This is a genomic window from Catellatospora aurea (assembly GCF_042663325.1).
Classification (GTDB): Bacteria; Actinomycetota; Actinomycetes; order Mycobacteriales; family Micromonosporaceae; genus Catellatospora; species Catellatospora aurea.
On sequence record NZ_JBHTAC010000047.1, the window covers coordinates 1 to 16,175 of the forward strand.

A 16,175-nucleotide genomic window follows, 5' to 3' on the forward strand; every position below is an offset into this window, starting at 1 on the left:
GGCACTTTCGCTTTCAAGATCTACTATGCGGGCGAACCTTCGCGAAAGAGCGAGGCTAGTCACTATGGCGGCGATTCCAGCGGTGATCAAGAGCGTTGCTGGCCAGTGCCGCGCCAACGCGCCGCCTACGTCTGCCGACGTCTTGGCCCACCAGCCTGGGGCCAGCAAGATCAGCCCCGCCAGCAGGAGCAACATGCCGATCGGAGTCACCACACGCACGACCCTTGCCGCTCGTCGTACCTGTTCACTCATACGCGCAACGTTGCATGTCTTCGGCGTGGCTTAGGTCAAAATTGGCCAAAGCACTTCGGCTGGACAGCGCGCACGCCTTATCAAAGCTCCGGCGGCCGACACCAGAACCGAGGCGCAAATCCGCCGTGCTCGAAATACGCAAACGCCAATGCGGCATCGCTCGCCACCGTCAGCACACATCCGGCGGGGCACGGCGGGCTGGAAGCGCGCCAACCGGGTACCTACAGCATGAGATCCGCTCGTATAGCTGGCGGAGCGTATATATTCGGAATCTGCGGTATTCCCTCGGCCTGCGCGCACAGGTCGCCCTCGCCTGGCTCACTCACGCCGCCTACGGCACCGGCGCGAACAGGCTGGCGCAGAGGCTCAGCGCGGCGTTCACTAGATGGGATATCTGCCGCTGGTATTCCAGGTCCCGTCCCGACCTCCGGCGTAAGGCTCACCTGCTTGATGCCCGGTCGCGAGATCGTGAGGAGTGCCCTGCTACGGCGGCCCGGGATCAGCGCCGCTATGACCTCCTGAAGACTGGACACAACGCGCCCTTTCGCCATCCACATGAGCGGACCGTGCTGGCGTCTGCGAGACCCGCGCTGCCGACGATAAAACCCGTGAGCACCGGGCGTCTCCGGATGCCGGGAATTGCGGTTGCGGTGGCCGGCGGGTAAGGCTTGCCGTCGCCAGAGCGCAGGCCGTGGCGTCCGCCGACGAGCAGCGGTCGGTCCTCGTCCGAGGACGACTTCACCCGGTTGCATATCGTGTCGAACTTGTGTCGGTCTCGGGCGAGGAAGGCGAAGCTTTGTTCAAGAGCCAACACGCTGCCGTCCTGAACGCCTCTGTCGGGCAGCGGCCAACGTGTATGCATCCGAGAATGCGGCCGGGTCAGTATGGTTGAGCAGCCTGGAGGCGCTGACATCGCCGCGAGCGGGACGATCATCGCCACGGAGCCAAGGTCGCTGCCGGTGCGAGAGCGGACAGGGTGGTCATGTCCGGGCCCACCCAGTTGCCGGGCTCCTGGCTGTCGGCGGAGCTGGCACTCCGATCGGGTGCTTCCACGGAAGCACGCCGCCGCCGCGGCCGTAACTGTCGCGGCACGCCTGCCGGACGGGCGCGCCCGGCGGTGGCGCGATAGCCTTTGCCCTGGCTACCTGCATTGGAGGCACCCGAGCGGTCGGCTCGGCGCGCCGGTGGCGCATTCGGTGGCCGAGCCGGTCTAGGTTTCGGTCCATCGGGGCGGGCGGGCGGCGGTTCCGCCGATCAGTGCAGCGCCTCGAGGTCGTCGCCCGGGTGGTGGTAAACCGTTGCCGATGTTGGACGCGATGGCTTCGCGTACCCAGTCCGGGTCGCGGTGTCGTCGGCCGCCGACATCCACTGGGCGATGACGTCGACGCCCTCGGTGGGGCAACCCTGCGCCTGGCCGGGCAAGGCGACCGCGATCCACACGTCTTCGCCGAGCAGCTGCACGGTTTCCGGATGGCGCGCGGATTTTCGGCTCGGCGCCGATGCTGGAACTGTCGCCCAGGTCGTCGGCGTCGATGCCGTAGGCCGTTCCAGGTCGTGCATCCCGGCCAGGCCCGCCGTCAGGACCATCGCATGGTCGGGGTGCTGCTGGGCGGGGTGAGCCGGCCCTCGACGAGGCTGCCGAACTCGGCCCACGCCGCTTGCGTGGCGTCGACACCATGTCGCGCAGCGTCGACCAGTCCATCCCGGCAGCCAGGCCGTCGACGACCACTGTCCAGCACCGGTGGCGGCCCCCCTTGCGCACAGTGTCGGCCTGCACGCGGCGTCGCGCGGTTGCCCTGCCGGGCTGCCGCCGCGGTGCCGACCAGCGCCGCGGTGAACGTGGCGGGGTGTGCGTGTCCCGGATCGGACGCGGGTTCCTCTGGGAGCCGTTGCGATAGGTCGTTATTTATGTGCCGGGGATGACAGCGTGTGCGAGTTGGATGCGCGAGTGGAGGCCGAGTTTCCGGTAGACGCGGGTGAGGTTCGCTTCGACTGTTTTGACGCTGATGGTGAGGGCTGTGGCGATGTCGCGGTTGCTCGCTCCGCTGGCGGCGAGCTCCGCGCAGCGCTGTTCGGCGGTGGTGAGGCGCGGGAGCGTGTCGCGGTGCGTGCGGGCGGGGTCCAGCCGGTGGAGGGTTCGGATGGCGGCTTCGTTCCAGGGGTGTGCCTGGTGGGTGTTGAAAAGCTCGGCGGCGCTCTGCGCGGCGGTGCGGGCGCTGGCGCGGCGGCGCCCGCGTCGTTCGGTGTGGCTGAGTGCCAGCAGGGTCCGGCCGCGTTCGATGGGCAGGTGGTGGAGGTGGTCGGCTGCGTCGGTGAGGCGCTGGGCGGCTGCGTTATAGTCGCCCAGGGTGGCGTCCAGGAGTGCCTGGGAGCGTTCGAGCGCGGGCAGGACGGAGCTTCTCCCCAGGTCGGTAGCGGTGCGCCGGGTTTCGGTCAGCAGGTCTCGGGCTTGGTCGAGGTGGCCGAGGCAGATGAGGGCTTCGGCGAGGTCGGCGTGCCAGGGCAGGACGGATGGGTCGCGGACCTGCTGCCGGGTCTCGAGTGTCCGGACCTCCTCCAGCGCTTGCAGGGCTTCTTTCGGATGGCCGGTGACCAGCAGAAGGTGTCCGAGGGCGAAGAGGTTCCGGGAGAGGAAGACCTTGTTGTCCTCCCGGCGGGCGGTGTCGGCCCCGCGGCGTGCGTGCGCGAGGGCGGAGTCGGTGTGCGAGGCGATGCCTTCGACGAGTGCGGAGGTGTAGCACGCCGGTCCGGGGTCCAGGCCAGCCCCGCCTGTCAGCGACTGGGCTCGGTCGGCGTAGTTCAGGGCACGTGCGCATCGTCCGGCGCGGATCTCGACTTCGGCGAGGCTGCGCAGGATGTCGACGGTGCCCTCGGCGTCTCCCGACCGCTCCGCTTCGACAAGCAGTGGCAGCAGGGCGTTGCGGGCTTCGTCCAGGTGGTCGTCGAAGAGGGCGTGGCGGGCACTGAGCTGTTCGGGTGTGGCGTTGACGGGGATGTGTGTGCTGCGTGGCAGGGACAGGGCGTGGCGGAGCGTTGTCTCGGCTTCGGGGTGGCCGAGGATGCGTTGGACGCGGGCCTGCATGGTGAGGGCCATGGCGGTGGTGGCGGTGTCGCCGGCGGTCCGGGCCAGGCTGGCGGCCTGGGCGGCCAGGGCGCATGCCCGGCCGGGGTTGCCTTCGTTGACGTTGGCCCAGATCGCCTGGCGGATGAGGATCTGCGCGGTCAGGTCCGGCTGGTCGGCCGCCTCGTGGAGTGCGTCGGCGAACAGTTCGTCGGCGCTGTGCAGGTGCTGTCCGCCTGAGTCGATCAGGGTGATGAGGGCGTTGACGCGTTGGGCGGGGCTGCTGTCGTGGTGCAGGACGAGGCGGACCGCGATCTGGCCGCGGAGCAGGTCGCCGCAGTGCGCGGCGTCGCGGACGGCGGTCAGCGCCCGTTCGGTGAGCAGATCGGTGTCGGCGTGCGGGGTGCGTTCGGCGGCGAGCAGCGACAGTTCGGCCGCTAGTGCGTGTTGTCCGCGCAGCCTGGCGCGGGCGGCGGCGCGGGCGGCGTGGTAGGCCGACTGCGGGTCGGTGGTGTCGGCTGCCAGCGTGGTGTGACGGTCGCGGCGGACGCTGTCGTGGCTGGCTTCGGCCAGGCGGGTGTGCAGGAGCCTGCGTGCGGCCGCTGGCGGCCGGGCCGCGAGTTCTGCGCCGATCGCGGCGGCGGTGAACCGGATCTTCCCGTCGGGCTGCCCGATGTCGATCAGTCCGGCTGCCTCGGCCTCGGCCAGGAGGCTCTCGGCGGCCGGACCGGCGAGGCGGCTCAGCAGTACGAGGTCGGGCTGATCGTCGAGCGCGGCGAATGTCAACAGGTGCTGGACGTCGGCCGACACGGTTCCCAGCCATTCGCCCACCAGTCTTCGGGCCGCCGAGGGGAGCAACGGGTCGCCTTCGGGACCCCGAGTGGCCGACATGTTCGCGGTACGGTCGTGGGCCCCGGCCAGTGCCAGGGCCAGGGCCGGGTTTCCGCCGCTGCGGGTGTGGGCCTCGGTGACCTGGTTGGCGGACAGCCGGTACGGCGACAGCAGGGCCGCGATCTGCTCGGCCGTCATCGCGGGGATGCGCACGGTGCATGGGTCCTCCCCGCACCAGTGGCCTGCGGCCCCGGGATGCCACGTGCGTTCGGCCGCGATGACGGGAAGGTTCGGGGCCATGCGCAGGGCCCAGCGCAAGATGGCCGCGCTGGCCGGGTCCAGCCACTGGGCGTTGTCCACCAGCAGCGTCAGGGGCGGTGTGTCGCGCAGCAGTGCGGCGGTCAGCCGGCGCAGCCGCAGGGCGGTCTTCGTGTGATCGACCGAGCCGGGCTCTGCGGCGTCGTCGAGCCCTGCCGCCAGCTTCTGGGCGCCAGGCTGGGGCTGCAGGGCGAGCGCGAGTTCGAGCAGTGCGGCGTGGGGGATCCGGCTGTCTTGCGGGCCTGGGGCCAGACGCACGACGGGCAGCTTCAGTTGCTGCCCGAGGACACCGGCTGCGGTGGTCTTGCCGATCCCGGGTGGCCCGAACAGCACGACCCGTCGGGTGCGGTACACCTCGGCCGGTATCACTGGCAGCAGGTTGCCAGGCGGCTCCTGGAACGCACTCGTCACCGTCGGGAAGTCTGCCATCGGATCATGATGCACCCAAGGTGCATTGTGCGCCAGGACAAGGGGTTGCCCTGATTTCGGCCAGCCTCCGCCGTTCCTAGTGTCATCGCCAAAGCCGAGCTGTCACCGGTTGCCGGAGATCCCATCAACACGGGCCCTGCTGCCACACCCCTCAACCCATCTCGGCGGGAGGATTACGATGTATCGAAGAACTGCTATGGCGGCCGCTGTCGCGGTTGCGCTTACCCTGGGCACCGTGACCGGGGTGGCCACCCAGTCGACCGCAGCCACCCCGCCCCCTACACCCACGGTTGCACAGAGCCCGCTGTCGCTGGCGATCTCTGCAGCCGACCGCGCTGCCGACGGCGGTCACGACGCGCTGGCGAAAGGCCCCTTCGAGCAGTACGACCGTCGCATGGTGATCCCGTGGGTGGACGGCCTGTTCTCCATTGCCTACGAGCGCACCTACCGGGGCCTGCCGGTGGTCGGCGGCGACGCCGCCGTACTCGCCGACGGCCGGGGCGCCATCCGGGCGATCTCGGCCGCCACCAAGACGAAGATCAACGTCTCCGTCGTGCCGACGGTCGCCGCCGACCGCGCCGAGCAGACCGCCAAGGGCCTGCTCACCAAGGTCGACCAGGTCGAGTCACGCACCCTCGTGGTGCACGTCAAGGACAGCACCGCGCGACTCGCGTGGGAGGTCGTCGTCGCCGGGCGCACCGCCTCGGCCCCCAGCCACCTGCATGTCTTCGTGGACGCGCGCACCGGCCAGGTGCTGGCCAAGCAGGAGGACGCCGCGGCCGGTTCCGGCACCGGCAAGTGGAACGGGCCCAGCCCGTTGTCGATCACCACGTCGCAGTCGGGCAGCACGTACTACCTGCGCGACACCACGCGCACCGGCCTGAACTGCCAGGACTACAGCACCAGCACCGTCTTCTCCGGCGCGGACGACAGCTGGGGCAACGGGGTGGGCACCAGCAAGGAGACCGGCTGCGTCGACGCGGTGTACTCGGCGCAGAAGGAATGGGACATGCTGTCGGGCTGGCTGGGCCGCAACGGGCACAACGGCAACGGTGGCAGCTGGCCGATCAAGGTCGGCCTGAACGAGCAGAACGCCTACTGGGACGGCTCGACGATCACGATCGGCAAGAACCAGGCGGGCAACTGGATCTCCTCGATGGATGTGGTGGGTCACGAGTTCGGCCATGGCATGGACCAGAACACCCCCGGCGGCACCAGCTCCGAGGCCGGCCTCGGCGAAGCCACCGGCGACATCTTCGGCGCCCTGACCGAGGCATACGCCAACCAGTCCAGCGCCTACGACGAACCCGACTACCTGGTCGGTGAGGAGATCGACCTCGTCGGCGACGGCCCGATCCGCAACATGTACAACCCGTCGCTGGTCGGCGGCCACCCGAACTGCTACTCCTCGTCGATCCCGAACACGGAGGTACACGCGGCCGCAGGTCCGCTCAACCACTGGTTCTACCTGCTCGCCGAGGGCAGCGCGCCGGGCGGCGGCAAGCCGAACAGCCCCATCTGCTCGGGCGGCCCGTCGTCGGTCACCGGCGTGGGCATCCAGTCCGCCGGAAAGATCTTCTACGGCGGCATGCTGCTGAAGACCTCCGGCATGACCCACAAGAAGTACCGCACCGCGACCCTGACCGCCGCGAAGAACCTGGACTCCTCGTGCGTCCTGTTCAATCGGACCAAGGACGCGTGGAACGCGGTCGCGGTCCCGGCCCAGACCGGTGACCCGACCTGCACCGGTTCCAGCACCGACTTCTCCGTCTCGGTCAGCCCCACCTCGGGCAGCGTCAACGCGGGCTCCTCGGTCACCGCGACGGTCAACACCGCGACCGTCTCCGGCAGCGCCCAGACCGTGTCGCTGACCTCCTCGGGTGCCCCGTCGGGGGTCACCGTGTCGTTCAGCCCGACGTCGGTGACGTCGGGCAACAGCTCCACGATGACGGTGGCGACCACGTCCAGTGCGGCTGCGGGCACGTACACCATCACCGTGACCGGCGCCGGTTCGATCACCCACACCGCGCAGTACACGCTCACGGTCAACGGCGGCACCCCCGGTGGCACCGCGCCGGACATCGACGTCGCCAACGTGCAGGCGCACCTGACACAGCTCAACACCATCGCCACCAACAACGGCGGCACCCGCCGCTCGACCGGCCAGGGCTACCTGCAGTCGGTGGCCTACGTCAAGGGCAAGCTGCAGACCGCCGGCTTCACCGTCACCGAGCAGCCCTGCACCTCCGGCTGCACCAGCGGTGCAGGCCCGAACCTGATCGCCGAGTGGCCCGGCGGCAACGCCAGCAACGTCTACATGTTCGGCGCCCACCTGGACAGCGTCTCGGCCGGTCCCGGCATCAACGACAACGGCTCCGGCTCGGCGGCGCTGCTCGAGGTCGCCCTCGCGCTCGCCGCGCAGAACCCGACCATGCTGAACAAGGTCCGCTTCGGCTGGTGGACCGACGAGGAACAGGGCCTCAACGGCTCCAAGTTCTACGTCAACTCCCTCACCAGCACCCAGCGGACCGCGATCAAGGCCTACTACAACTTCGACATGATCGGGTCGAAGAACGGCGGCTACTTCATCAACAACATCACCTCGACCGCGTCGCAGCCGATGAAGGCCTACTGGGACTCCCTCAGCCTGCAGCCGGAGGAGAACGTCGAGGGCCAGGGCCGCTCCGACGACTACTCGTTCCAGAACGCCGGCATCCCGACCTCCGGCTACGCGATGGGCGCCAGCGCCACCAAGACCTCGGCCCAGGCGTCGAAGTGGGGCGGCACGGCCGGTCAGGCCTACGACTCCTGCTACCACTCGTCGTGCGACACCACCAGCAACATCAACGCCACCGGCCTGGACCGGTCGGCCGACGGCATCGCCTACACGCTGTGGAACCGGGCCGTGGGCACGTCCACGCCGACCAACGACTTCTCGATCTCGGCCAGCCCCGCGTCGGGCACCGTGAACGCGGGGTCCAGCACCACGACCACCGTCGGCACCGCCACCACCTCAGGCAGCGCCCAGACGGTGAACCTGACCGCCAGCGGCGCCCCCACGGGCGTGACGGTCTCGTTCAGCCCGTCGTCGGTGACCTCCGGCAGCTCGTCGACGGCCACCATCTCGGTCGGCTCGTCGGTGGCCGGCGGCACGTACACCATCACGATCACCGGTACGGGTGCGGTGTCGCACAGCACCACGTACACGCTGACCGTGACCGGCGGGCCGGGCGGCTGCACCGCCGCCCAGCTGATCCTCAACGGCGGGTTCGAAAGCGGCACCTCGCCGTGGACCGGCTCCACCGGCGCGATCGGCACCTCTATCGGGCAGGTGCCGCGCAGCGGCACCCGGTACGCGTGGCTCAGCGGCTACGGCTACACCGCGACCGAGGCCATCAGCCAGACCGTCACCATCCCGTCGGGCTGCACCAGTGCGGTACTGACCTACTGGCTGCACATCGACACGAACGAGTACGGGGCGCTCGCCTACGACGTGTTCACGATCAAGGCCAACGGCACCACCGTGGCGGCGCTGTCCAACATGAACGCTGCCACGGGCTACACGCAGCGCACCGTCAACCTCGGCGCGTACGCCGGCCAGACGGTCACGCTGACCTTCACCGGCACCGAGGACGCCTACCTGCAGACCAGCTTCGTGCTGGACGACGTGACCCTGCAGGTCGGCTAAGTTCAACGGCAGGGTGGGGCGCTCGCCCCGCCCTGCCGCCTGTCCCGTTCCTCTGGTCACTGGTCCTCGGCCTGCAGCAGACGCCCGTGCGGCCCGGTGCGGGTCGTCAGCGGTCAACACACCACGGCTCGAGCCGGTTGTGTGGGAGGTGGTCATCGCTGTGACCGGCTCGCGGCCGACGCAGCGCGTTCGCCGACGAAGGGGAGCCAGTCCCGCCTGGCGTAGCGCGTCCATCTGATCGCAGCCGTGATGCTGATCCCGAGGATCTTGCTCAATACCGGCGCGGGCAGGTCCTCAGCCAAGCTGATCAGTGCGGAGTTGCGCGCACGGCGAATTCGGATTCCGTGCTGGCGGAGTCTTTGGCACAGGGCGGCTGCCGAGATGGGCCGACCCGCCAGGCGACCGGGAAACAGCCACGGGGTGCCGGGCACAGCGCGCCCGACCAGCGACGAGGTGCGCGCTGCGGACGCGGCTTGCGTGATCAGGGCGGCGACGGCGGGCGGCAGCTGCGTACGATGTTCCTTGACCTGCAGGAAGTGCTTGCCGCCGCTGGTGGTGACATTGTCGGTGGTCAGGGTCGCGATGAACGTGACCGGCAAGCCGTAGATCAGCAGCAGCGACGCGGCCGTCCGGACGTCGACGGAGATCGCCGTGTCGTGCAGGAGGCGGTCGAGCAGCGCCCACCTCTGGTCTTCGGTCATGGACAGGTCGGGCCCAGACGGGGTGATCGCGGCGACGGACAGCTTCTGGGGCAGTCCTCTCCGGCTGGCCCATGTGAGGAAGTCGCCGAGAAGCCGCCGATTGAGGCCGCCGTCCTCTATCCATGTGTCGACGTGTGCCTGGCGAGCCCGCTCGAGGGTGAGGTCGGTCGTGTCGAGCCAACGCAGGAACGTCAGAGCTGTGGAGACTTTGAGGCGGGCGTTGCGGGCGCTGGCGGCGGTGAACCGGGTCCTGTCCGCGCGCAGCCTGGCACGCCTCAGTACCGACCAGTTGCCGTAGGCGCGCAACACCTGCCGGTGATGCGCGGGTGCGGTGGCCAGCGTCCGGCTCAGCCAGGGAGCCAGCCGCTCGAGTTGCTCGTCGCGGCGGGGCAGGACACCGGCGTGGACGAGCATCTCACGTAGTGCGGCAGCGGCTTGCTGCCGCGTTGCGGCATCGAGGGCCTCATGCGTGATAGCGCAACCGGATCGCACGAGGTCACGTAGCAGTGCCGCACTGCCGTCACCACGCTCGACCCATGCCAGCACCGAACGCGGCCGATGCGCTGCGGCAAGCGCCGCCAGCAGCGGCGTGAGCTCCGCCGGAACAGATCCGTCGGGCCTGCGGAACTGGTCTTCCAGCTTTGATCGCGCGACGCACCGGACGCATTCGCCGTGCCGGTATCGTTCCTCGGCTTGCCCGCAGGTACGGCATGTGTAGTCGATCGTGGTACCGGCGCACGGCCCGCACACGTCGCGGCCTCGGAAGTCGGCCGCGACGAGCACGCGTACTTTGCCGCAGGAAGGGCAAGGCGACGGGTTGGCGCGGGCGTGGCGGTAACAGTGGCGGCAGACCCCACCTATGGGCCAACGGGCGGCGGGCTGGCAGCTTGTGCCGCACCGGGCACATGGCGTGGCTCGTCTCGGCCGGCACGACACGCATAGCGGCCGCGCCGTGGCCACGAAGGCACAGGGTCGAAGCCGCTTGCAACCAGCACACTCCACCACGGGTTGCCGGTTGCAGCGCCGGCACAGGTCCGGGCCGCCGTCGCGACCGCGCACGGAAATCCGCCCCGTCCGGCCGCAGCGGCCGCAACGGCGCGGCTGCCGCCCGCCGCGCTCGTAGCAGGGCGGGCACAACGGCCCGTCCGGCCCGCGACGTGCGACCTTATCGACCCGCCCACACTCAGCACAGATGTGGACCGGCTTGCCATGGCACGTGCTGCACAGCGGCGACCCATCCGGAAGTCGACCGTTGACCCGCCGGGCTCGACCGCATCGCGAACACGGCTCGTGCCGACGCGGATCCCGGTCACGGCATGGATGGCACAGCGGACCTTCCGGCTCGATCACGGCTACGGGTCGGGTCTGCCCGCACCGCGCGCACGGGCGGGCCCGTGCCTTGGCCGCGCAGCTCTGGCACACGCGACCACGACCGCCGCGCCCAGGCAGATGCGTCCGCCGCAGGCCGCACTCGGCGCACACCGGCACCCGTACTGGATGGCCCTCGCCCTCCAGCAGCACCAGAAGCCGAAACGCGCCCGGTGGCGTGTCCGACGATGCCGACACCAGGACGTCGAGCCCGCGCTGCAGAAACGCGTCGAGCTCTCGTAGACCGCGGCGCTTGTCCGCGTTGGCCGCCGCGACCAGCCGGACGGCGTCAACCTGGGCCAGGCCGGGCAGGCAGGCACTGAGCCGGTCGAGCACCCGCTGGCGCATCGCGCCAACGAGTGCCTCCTTGGTCATTCGGCTGCCGGTCGACGAATGGCGGTCCGCCGCACTGGCGGCGGACCGGACCGGTCGACCTCGTCCACCGCCTTACGCACCGCAGCCTGCACCGGCTGCACTTCGATCAGGTCGTTGGGCGTGCAGCCGAGGATGTCGCACAACGCCGCCAGGGTGTCCATGCTGAGCCGCTGCGGAGGCTGGGTCACCAGCCGGAAAACCTGCTCACGGGACAAGTCAACGCCGCGCTCGGCCAGCAGCGGCACCAGCTCCGTCGTGGCGTACATGCCCTTCTCCGCCATCCGCAGCCGCAGATGCCATGCGATGGCAAGTCCGCTGGTCACAACGCCTCCCACAGATTCGGTCCGCGTGTCTGCAGAGCACGGGTCAACAGCCGGTTGCGGTACTCGTCGGACACCCCGGTGTACAACGCGGTGGTGGAGGCGTAGGCGTGGCCGGCCTGCTCCTGCACGAACCGCTCGGGATACCCGAACTCGATCAAGTGCGTGACGTAGGAGTGCCGCAGGCAGTGCAGGTCCAGTGCCGGGTCCAGGCCGGCCGCCTCCCGGGCGGCGACGAACGCGTCGTTGAGGCTGCGCCACGACACCCGCTCATGGCGCTCGTTGACCCACAACGCGGCGTGGCCGGCAGGCTGGAACCTGGGCCGCACCTCGTCCAGCCACTGCTGCAGCACCGCGACGATCCAGTCCATCTCCGGCACCAGCAACACCGTGCGGCGCTTGGGCGGACTGCCCCGCGACGACTTGCCCCAGCGCACCAGCGCAGCGCCGAACTGGCCGAAGTCCGGCACCCGCGGATTGCGACGAAGATCGGCCAGATCCAGACCCCACGCCTCGCGGCGCCGAAGACCGAACGCATACACCGTCTTGAGCATCGCCGAGTCCCGCTGCGCAGCCAGGCCACCTTTGCGGCCCCGGGACCTGATCACCTCGACCCGCCCATCTGCGGCATCGAACAACGCCTGGACCTCGTCATAGGTCAGCGGGCGCCGACCCGGCCGGCCCTCGTACTCTGAGACGTGCGCGATGGTGTTCCACTCGCCCAAAACCTGCCGCGGAGCACGCCCGAACCGCTCCTCGCACAGCTGCTGCCACTCGTAGCGCGGATCGGTGACGTATTCCAAGAACAACTGGATGCCGTTGAGGTACGCCCTGGCCGTCGAGCACACGATTGGCTTCGGGCCACCCCGCAGGTGATCGACGAACGCCTCGACCTCTGCTGCGCTCCACTCCCACGGGTACTGATTGGCAAAACGCGACAGCCGCCTCACCAGGTCCACGCGTCGCCGGATGGTCTCCGCCTTCAAAAACCGCACCCGCTGCTGCCGTGACCAGCCCTCCAGCATGGCCTCCAGCACCGCCGGCGCCGGATCGAGAAAGACAACTCCCGATGACGGCAACAGATTGGGGGCGACGGTCGAGGCGGCCAGCTCCTTCATGGTTGCATTAAACACAACATTGCGTCGTCAGTGACGGTATGACCCATTCGAGCCAGGCTAGCGGCGCGCCATGGTCACTCGAGCGGCTGATCCCAGTCGTCACCCGCCATGCGAAGCAGTTGCATCGGAAGCAACTCCGCTCGTATCCGCCGATAGCGGAGCGGATGCCGCCACCGGCCCGCTTCAAAGGCAGCGTCAACATCCACCTCGACTACCAGCACGGGCTCGACTTCCTCGTAAGGCAGCGGCTGCTGGGCTGTCAGGTTCGCCCACCGTCCAGGCAGCGGGTTCGGCCATGGTCGTACGCCGCCGGTTAACACCGGCAGCAGCTGGCCGAGTTCGGCACGATCCCGGGAACGCAGTGGCCCCGTGCGTCCTCGGAACACCAGCCGCCCGCTGCCAGCGACCTCGCCCAGCAGCAACGTGCTCGGACGAGACAGAGCTCCCGTGACCCCGCCGACGACCAGTTCAACCGGATGGCGCGCCCTCATCTTCGCCCAATCGCGCCGGCCGAATCGGTACCTACCGTCGGCCTGCTTCAAGACCACGCCTTCGATGCCTGCGGAGCCCCATGCCATCCAGTCCGAGGCTGCGGCCATTGACGCTGTTTGCGGGCAGAGCACCAACCGTGGATCGGGCCGCGCACGCAGCAGCAACTCCAGAGCCCGGCGCCGCGCTGACAGCGGCTGGTCGACCATCACGCCATCGCTGGGATGCTCGAGTAGGTCAAAGACCACTAGATGCGTGGACGGCATCGCCGCGAGGCGGACTACTCGCCGCTGCAGTGCCGCGAAATCAGTACGACCCTCCGGACTCCAAGCCACCAGCTCGCCGTCGAGAACCGTGCCGGCTTTGAGGCGCATGCCAGCCGCGACGATCTCCGGGAAATAGCGGCTCAGGTCCCGCCCTGGTCGTGACTGCAAGATCACCTGGTCCGGCAGTCGGTAGAGTGCCATCCGCCAGCCGTCGAACTTCGGCTCGGCCAGCCATCCCGGTCCCACCGGCCAGACGTCGATCGGCGTGGCCGCCATCAACGCGAGCGGTGGACGAAGGTGCTTACTGGGCCGACCATGTTCTCGACCAGGCATTATCCGATCATTACGCCTTTCTTCTGCCGTCGACCACCGAGGGGATGGCCAGTGCGGTGTGCTCGGCCGACACAGGTCGGTTGGCAGGCGGCAGCGCGATGGCTTCGGGCTGGCCCGAAGCGCCCGCACCATGGCGAGATCGGCAACGTCGAGCTTTGTCCGTGCAGGTCACGCTCTTAGTAGGGGATCGCTGGTCTCTCGGATGAAGCTCCGGGTGTGAGGCAGCTGGCCGCGTTCAGGCGGGCGCGGTGCTCGGCCTCAAACACTACAAATGCGGAGGTGTCCCGAAGTCCTGCGCGGTAGCCCGAGCCATTGACCATGGACCACAGCCATCCCGCTGCCGAATGCAGGAAGATCGCAAATATCGTGACGCGAACTGCGTCGTTCCAGCGCAGGCCCTCCGCGAGCAAGCCGAGGCAGGCGGCCAGGCATGCAACGGCCAAGTACGTGTGGACGGCCCGACGCGCCTGTTGTCGTGTCATGAAGTGCATGGGGTTGTCTCGGGGATCGGTCGCTTCGCAGATCGGGCACGAGGCCTGGCTCGGGATCTGCTGGCCGGCACCCAGCCGGAGACCGACCTGCCTACTTGATCATCGTGCTTAGCTGGGAGAGATCGGCTACCGGCGGGCTAACGATGGCGCGGCAGCGCTGGTGACTACTGTTACTGCTGCTGTGACGCCGTTCTGACGAGCCTCGCGGTTGGCTGCGCTCTGCAGGCAGGCGTGCATGCTTGCATCGGACCCGCAGGCCCCGGTGCGACCAGGTCGGCCGAACTGACTATGCATCTGCTCGCAGGAGGGCTATGGCGCTACTTCGAAGGTGCTGGGGCCGGCTCGCTGCTGATAGCCTGGTCAGCAGGGATCTGCTCCTAAGGTGCTCACTGCTTCGGAGGTCTCTACGGAAATGCGCTTCGTGGGCTTATCGTTACGTGAGATGGGGTAGTGCCCTGTCCTGTGGCATGTTGCTGCGGGCGCACCGGGAAGGGAAGCTCGGGTCGTGGACCGTCAAAGCTCTGGCAAGAGGCGTGAAGTAAGCAAGGAAGCCGTACGCAGCTATGCGGTCAGGTCAACGCTGGCCTCGGCGAAACTTGAGCGTCGTACGCTGCCTGAAGGCTATGTTCGGCCAGCGCGCCTTGAACAGTTCATGGCAAGCCGTCGGTCGCAGAGCTGATGCCGCTGGCTCCAGGCTACGGCGAGACTCCGGTTCCCGACGAAGAGCTGGCTGCGCTGATACCGGCCGTGCGCGAGTTTCTGGGAGAGTCCGTCAGTAAGGCGGCGATCTATGATCTTGAGCAGTCTGAGCAGTTGGTCGTCACGGAGCAGTTGCTGACCGAGGTGCTCGAAGGTGAGCTGGGTCTTGATGATCTTCTAACCGATCATTTCGTCCGAAGATTGCACAAAATGCTATACGGCAATGTATGGCAATGGGCCGGAGAGTTTCGGCGCCATGAGGTAAACATCGGTGTGGCGCCAGAGGTGATCGCTGTCGAGCTGCGGAGCTGCCTGGGCAACATCCAGTGGCGTTGGGACCACGCCAATGACTGGACGGCGCGTCAGCTTGGCATCGCGACTCATGCCGAAACGGTTCGAATCCACCCTTTTACCGATGGCAACGGGCGATCCACTCGGCTTCTAGCCGACTTGGTGTTTGTGGCAGCTCAGGGCGATGGCCCAGTCTTTGTCTACGACTGGAACTTGGACAAAGAAGAGTATATACGTCTTTTGCGGCGCTTTGATGGCAATCGCCAGCCGGAGGAACTCGCGGAATTCGTCGCGACCCAGTCGATCGCCTAGTTCTCGGCCGAAATCGATCCTGTGTACTGATGCGCGGAAGGCTAACCCGTTCCCCGAATGCGCAAACCATGCAGCCGATTGGCTGATCGTGGCAGGTTGCGTCCATGGTGACGGGGTGAGCTGGGCGAACAGCGCGTCTATTTGATTTTTTAGCTCCGCACGTGTCGGCTCGCGCGGTTCGTAGCCTCCCAGGTCGGGGCAACCCGCTGCGCACCAGGCTTCGATCGCGTCGTCAATCCGGGGCTGCTCTGGGTCTGCCTCGATAGCGGATGCCTGGCGCGAACGCGGCCGATCTCGTCGAGCAATCTCGATCAGGGTCGTACGTGACCAACAGCTGTTCCAGGTCGGTTAGCCACTCTCGGGCAATTTCAAGATCTTCTGAGCCGTTGATCACCTGCGTGGACTGCCGTGTCAGCGCTCACCCAAACCGCGCTTGAAGGCATCGAACATGGCCATGGAATCGTCGAGCAACGCAGCATGCCGCGTACAGAAGTCGTACAGCGCGCGATCGATGCCGCCCACCGCTCGACGATGTTCGCCAATGCCCCTGCGTTAACAGCGCGACCGTCGTGTAGATCTTGCAGGAGATGCTCTGCGGTGGTTCTGACCACCCATTCATCCGCAGTGAGCGGGACGTAGTACCTGAACGCTTCATGCTGCTGGTCAAGCCACGCTCGTTCATGATCGCCGAGTTGCGCGGCCCACCTGTCGGCTCGTCGCAGGTCACCTCCAGTGCGCCCCTGATCGGTCGCGCGGTACAGCCTGAACGCTGCTCTTGGGGCCACCGCCCTCAGATTTTACGGATGGTGCCCTCTGGCCCGAGATGGGATCGG

At 68.0% G+C, this 16,175-nt stretch carries 9 protein-coding genes; 2 read left to right on the top strand and 7 right to left on the bottom strand.

Annotated elements, in window-relative coordinates:
* The 3 genes from ACFQO7_RS30975 to ACFQO7_RS30985 all read right to left on the bottom strand — a co-directional run.
* Positions 1-252 (bottom strand): hypothetical protein (locus ACFQO7_RS30975; protein WP_376809702.1); only part of this gene is annotated, 252 nt, incomplete at its 3' end.
* Positions 253-1,506: 1,254 nt separating this feature from the next.
* On the bottom strand, positions 1,507-1,839 hold the full coding sequence (locus ACFQO7_RS30980; RefSeq protein WP_144127973.1) for a hypothetical protein: 333 nt from the start codon (positions 1,837-1,839) through the stop codon (positions 1,507-1,509).
* Positions 1,840-2,158: 319 nt separating this feature from the next.
* On the bottom strand, positions 2,159-4,891 hold the full coding sequence (locus ACFQO7_RS30985; RefSeq protein WP_376809703.1) for a LuxR C-terminal-related transcriptional regulator: 2,733 nt from the start codon (positions 4,889-4,891) through the stop codon (positions 2,159-2,161).
* A 196-nt stretch (positions 4,892-5,087) separates the two neighbouring features.
* On the opposite strand from ACFQO7_RS30985, the gene ACFQO7_RS30990 reads away from it, so the two are divergent.
* Positions 5,088-8,579, top strand: coding sequence for a M28 family peptidase (locus tag ACFQO7_RS30990; RefSeq protein WP_376809704.1), 3,492 nt, complete (start codon positions 5,088-5,090; stop codon positions 8,577-8,579).
* Positions 8,580-8,731: 152 nt separating this feature from the next.
* Here the strand turns inward: ACFQO7_RS30990 and ACFQO7_RS30995 are convergent, their stop codons facing one another.
* The 4 genes from ACFQO7_RS30995 to ACFQO7_RS31010 form a co-directional block, all read right to left on the bottom strand.
* Complete coding sequence (locus ACFQO7_RS30995) at positions 8,732-10,063, bottom strand: site-specific integrase (RefSeq protein ID WP_376809705.1); 1,332 nt, start codon at positions 10,061-10,063, stop codon at positions 8,732-8,734.
* A 956-nt stretch (positions 10,064-11,019) separates the two neighbouring features.
* Entirely contained in the window at positions 11,020-11,346 is a 327-nt protein-coding gene (locus ACFQO7_RS31000; protein ID WP_027343943.1) for a helix-turn-helix domain-containing protein, read from the bottom strand.
* Positions 11,343-12,461, bottom strand: coding sequence for a tyrosine-type recombinase/integrase (locus ACFQO7_RS31005; protein ID WP_376809706.1), 1,119 nt, complete (start codon positions 12,459-12,461; stop codon positions 11,343-11,345). Before ACFQO7_RS31005 ends, ACFQO7_RS31000 begins: the two co-directional genes overlap by 4 nt.
* 74 nt (positions 12,462-12,535) lie before the next feature.
* On the bottom strand, positions 12,536-13,492 hold the full coding sequence (locus tag ACFQO7_RS31010) for an ATP-dependent DNA ligase (RefSeq protein WP_376809707.1): 957 nt from the start codon (positions 13,490-13,492) through the stop codon (positions 12,536-12,538).
* A gap of 1,226 nt (positions 13,493-14,718) precedes the next feature.
* Between ACFQO7_RS31010 and ACFQO7_RS31015 the strand changes: the two genes are divergently transcribed.
* Complete coding sequence (locus ACFQO7_RS31015; protein ID WP_376809708.1) at positions 14,719-15,342, top strand: Fic family protein; 624 nt, start codon at positions 14,719-14,721, stop codon at positions 15,340-15,342.
* The last annotated feature ends 833 nt before the right edge of the window (positions 15,343-16,175 follow it).

Bases quoted from the DNA above. Each gene is read 5' to 3' on its own strand.
- ACFQO7_RS30980 (WP_144127973.1), bottom strand. From the start codon at position 1,839: ATGGTCCTGACGGCGGGCCTGGCCGGGATGCACGACCTGGAACGGCCT.
- ACFQO7_RS30985 (WP_376809703.1), bottom strand. From the start codon at position 4,891: ATGGCAGACTTCCCGACGGTGACGAGTGCGTTCCAGGAGCCGCCTGGC.
- ACFQO7_RS30990 (WP_376809704.1), top strand. From the start codon at position 5,088: ATGGCGGCCGCTGTCGCGGTTGCGCTTACCCTGGGCACCGTGACCGGG.
- ACFQO7_RS31005 (WP_376809706.1), bottom strand. From the start codon at position 12,461: ATGAAGGAGCTGGCCGCCTCGACCGTCGCCCCCAATCTGTTGCCGTCA.
- ACFQO7_RS31010 (WP_376809707.1), bottom strand. From the start codon at position 13,492: ATGGCGGCCACGCCGATCGACGTCTGGCCGGTGGGACCGGGATGGCTG.
- ACFQO7_RS31015 (WP_376809708.1), top strand. From the start codon at position 14,719: ATGCCGCTGGCTCCAGGCTACGGCGAGACTCCGGTTCCCGACGAAGAG.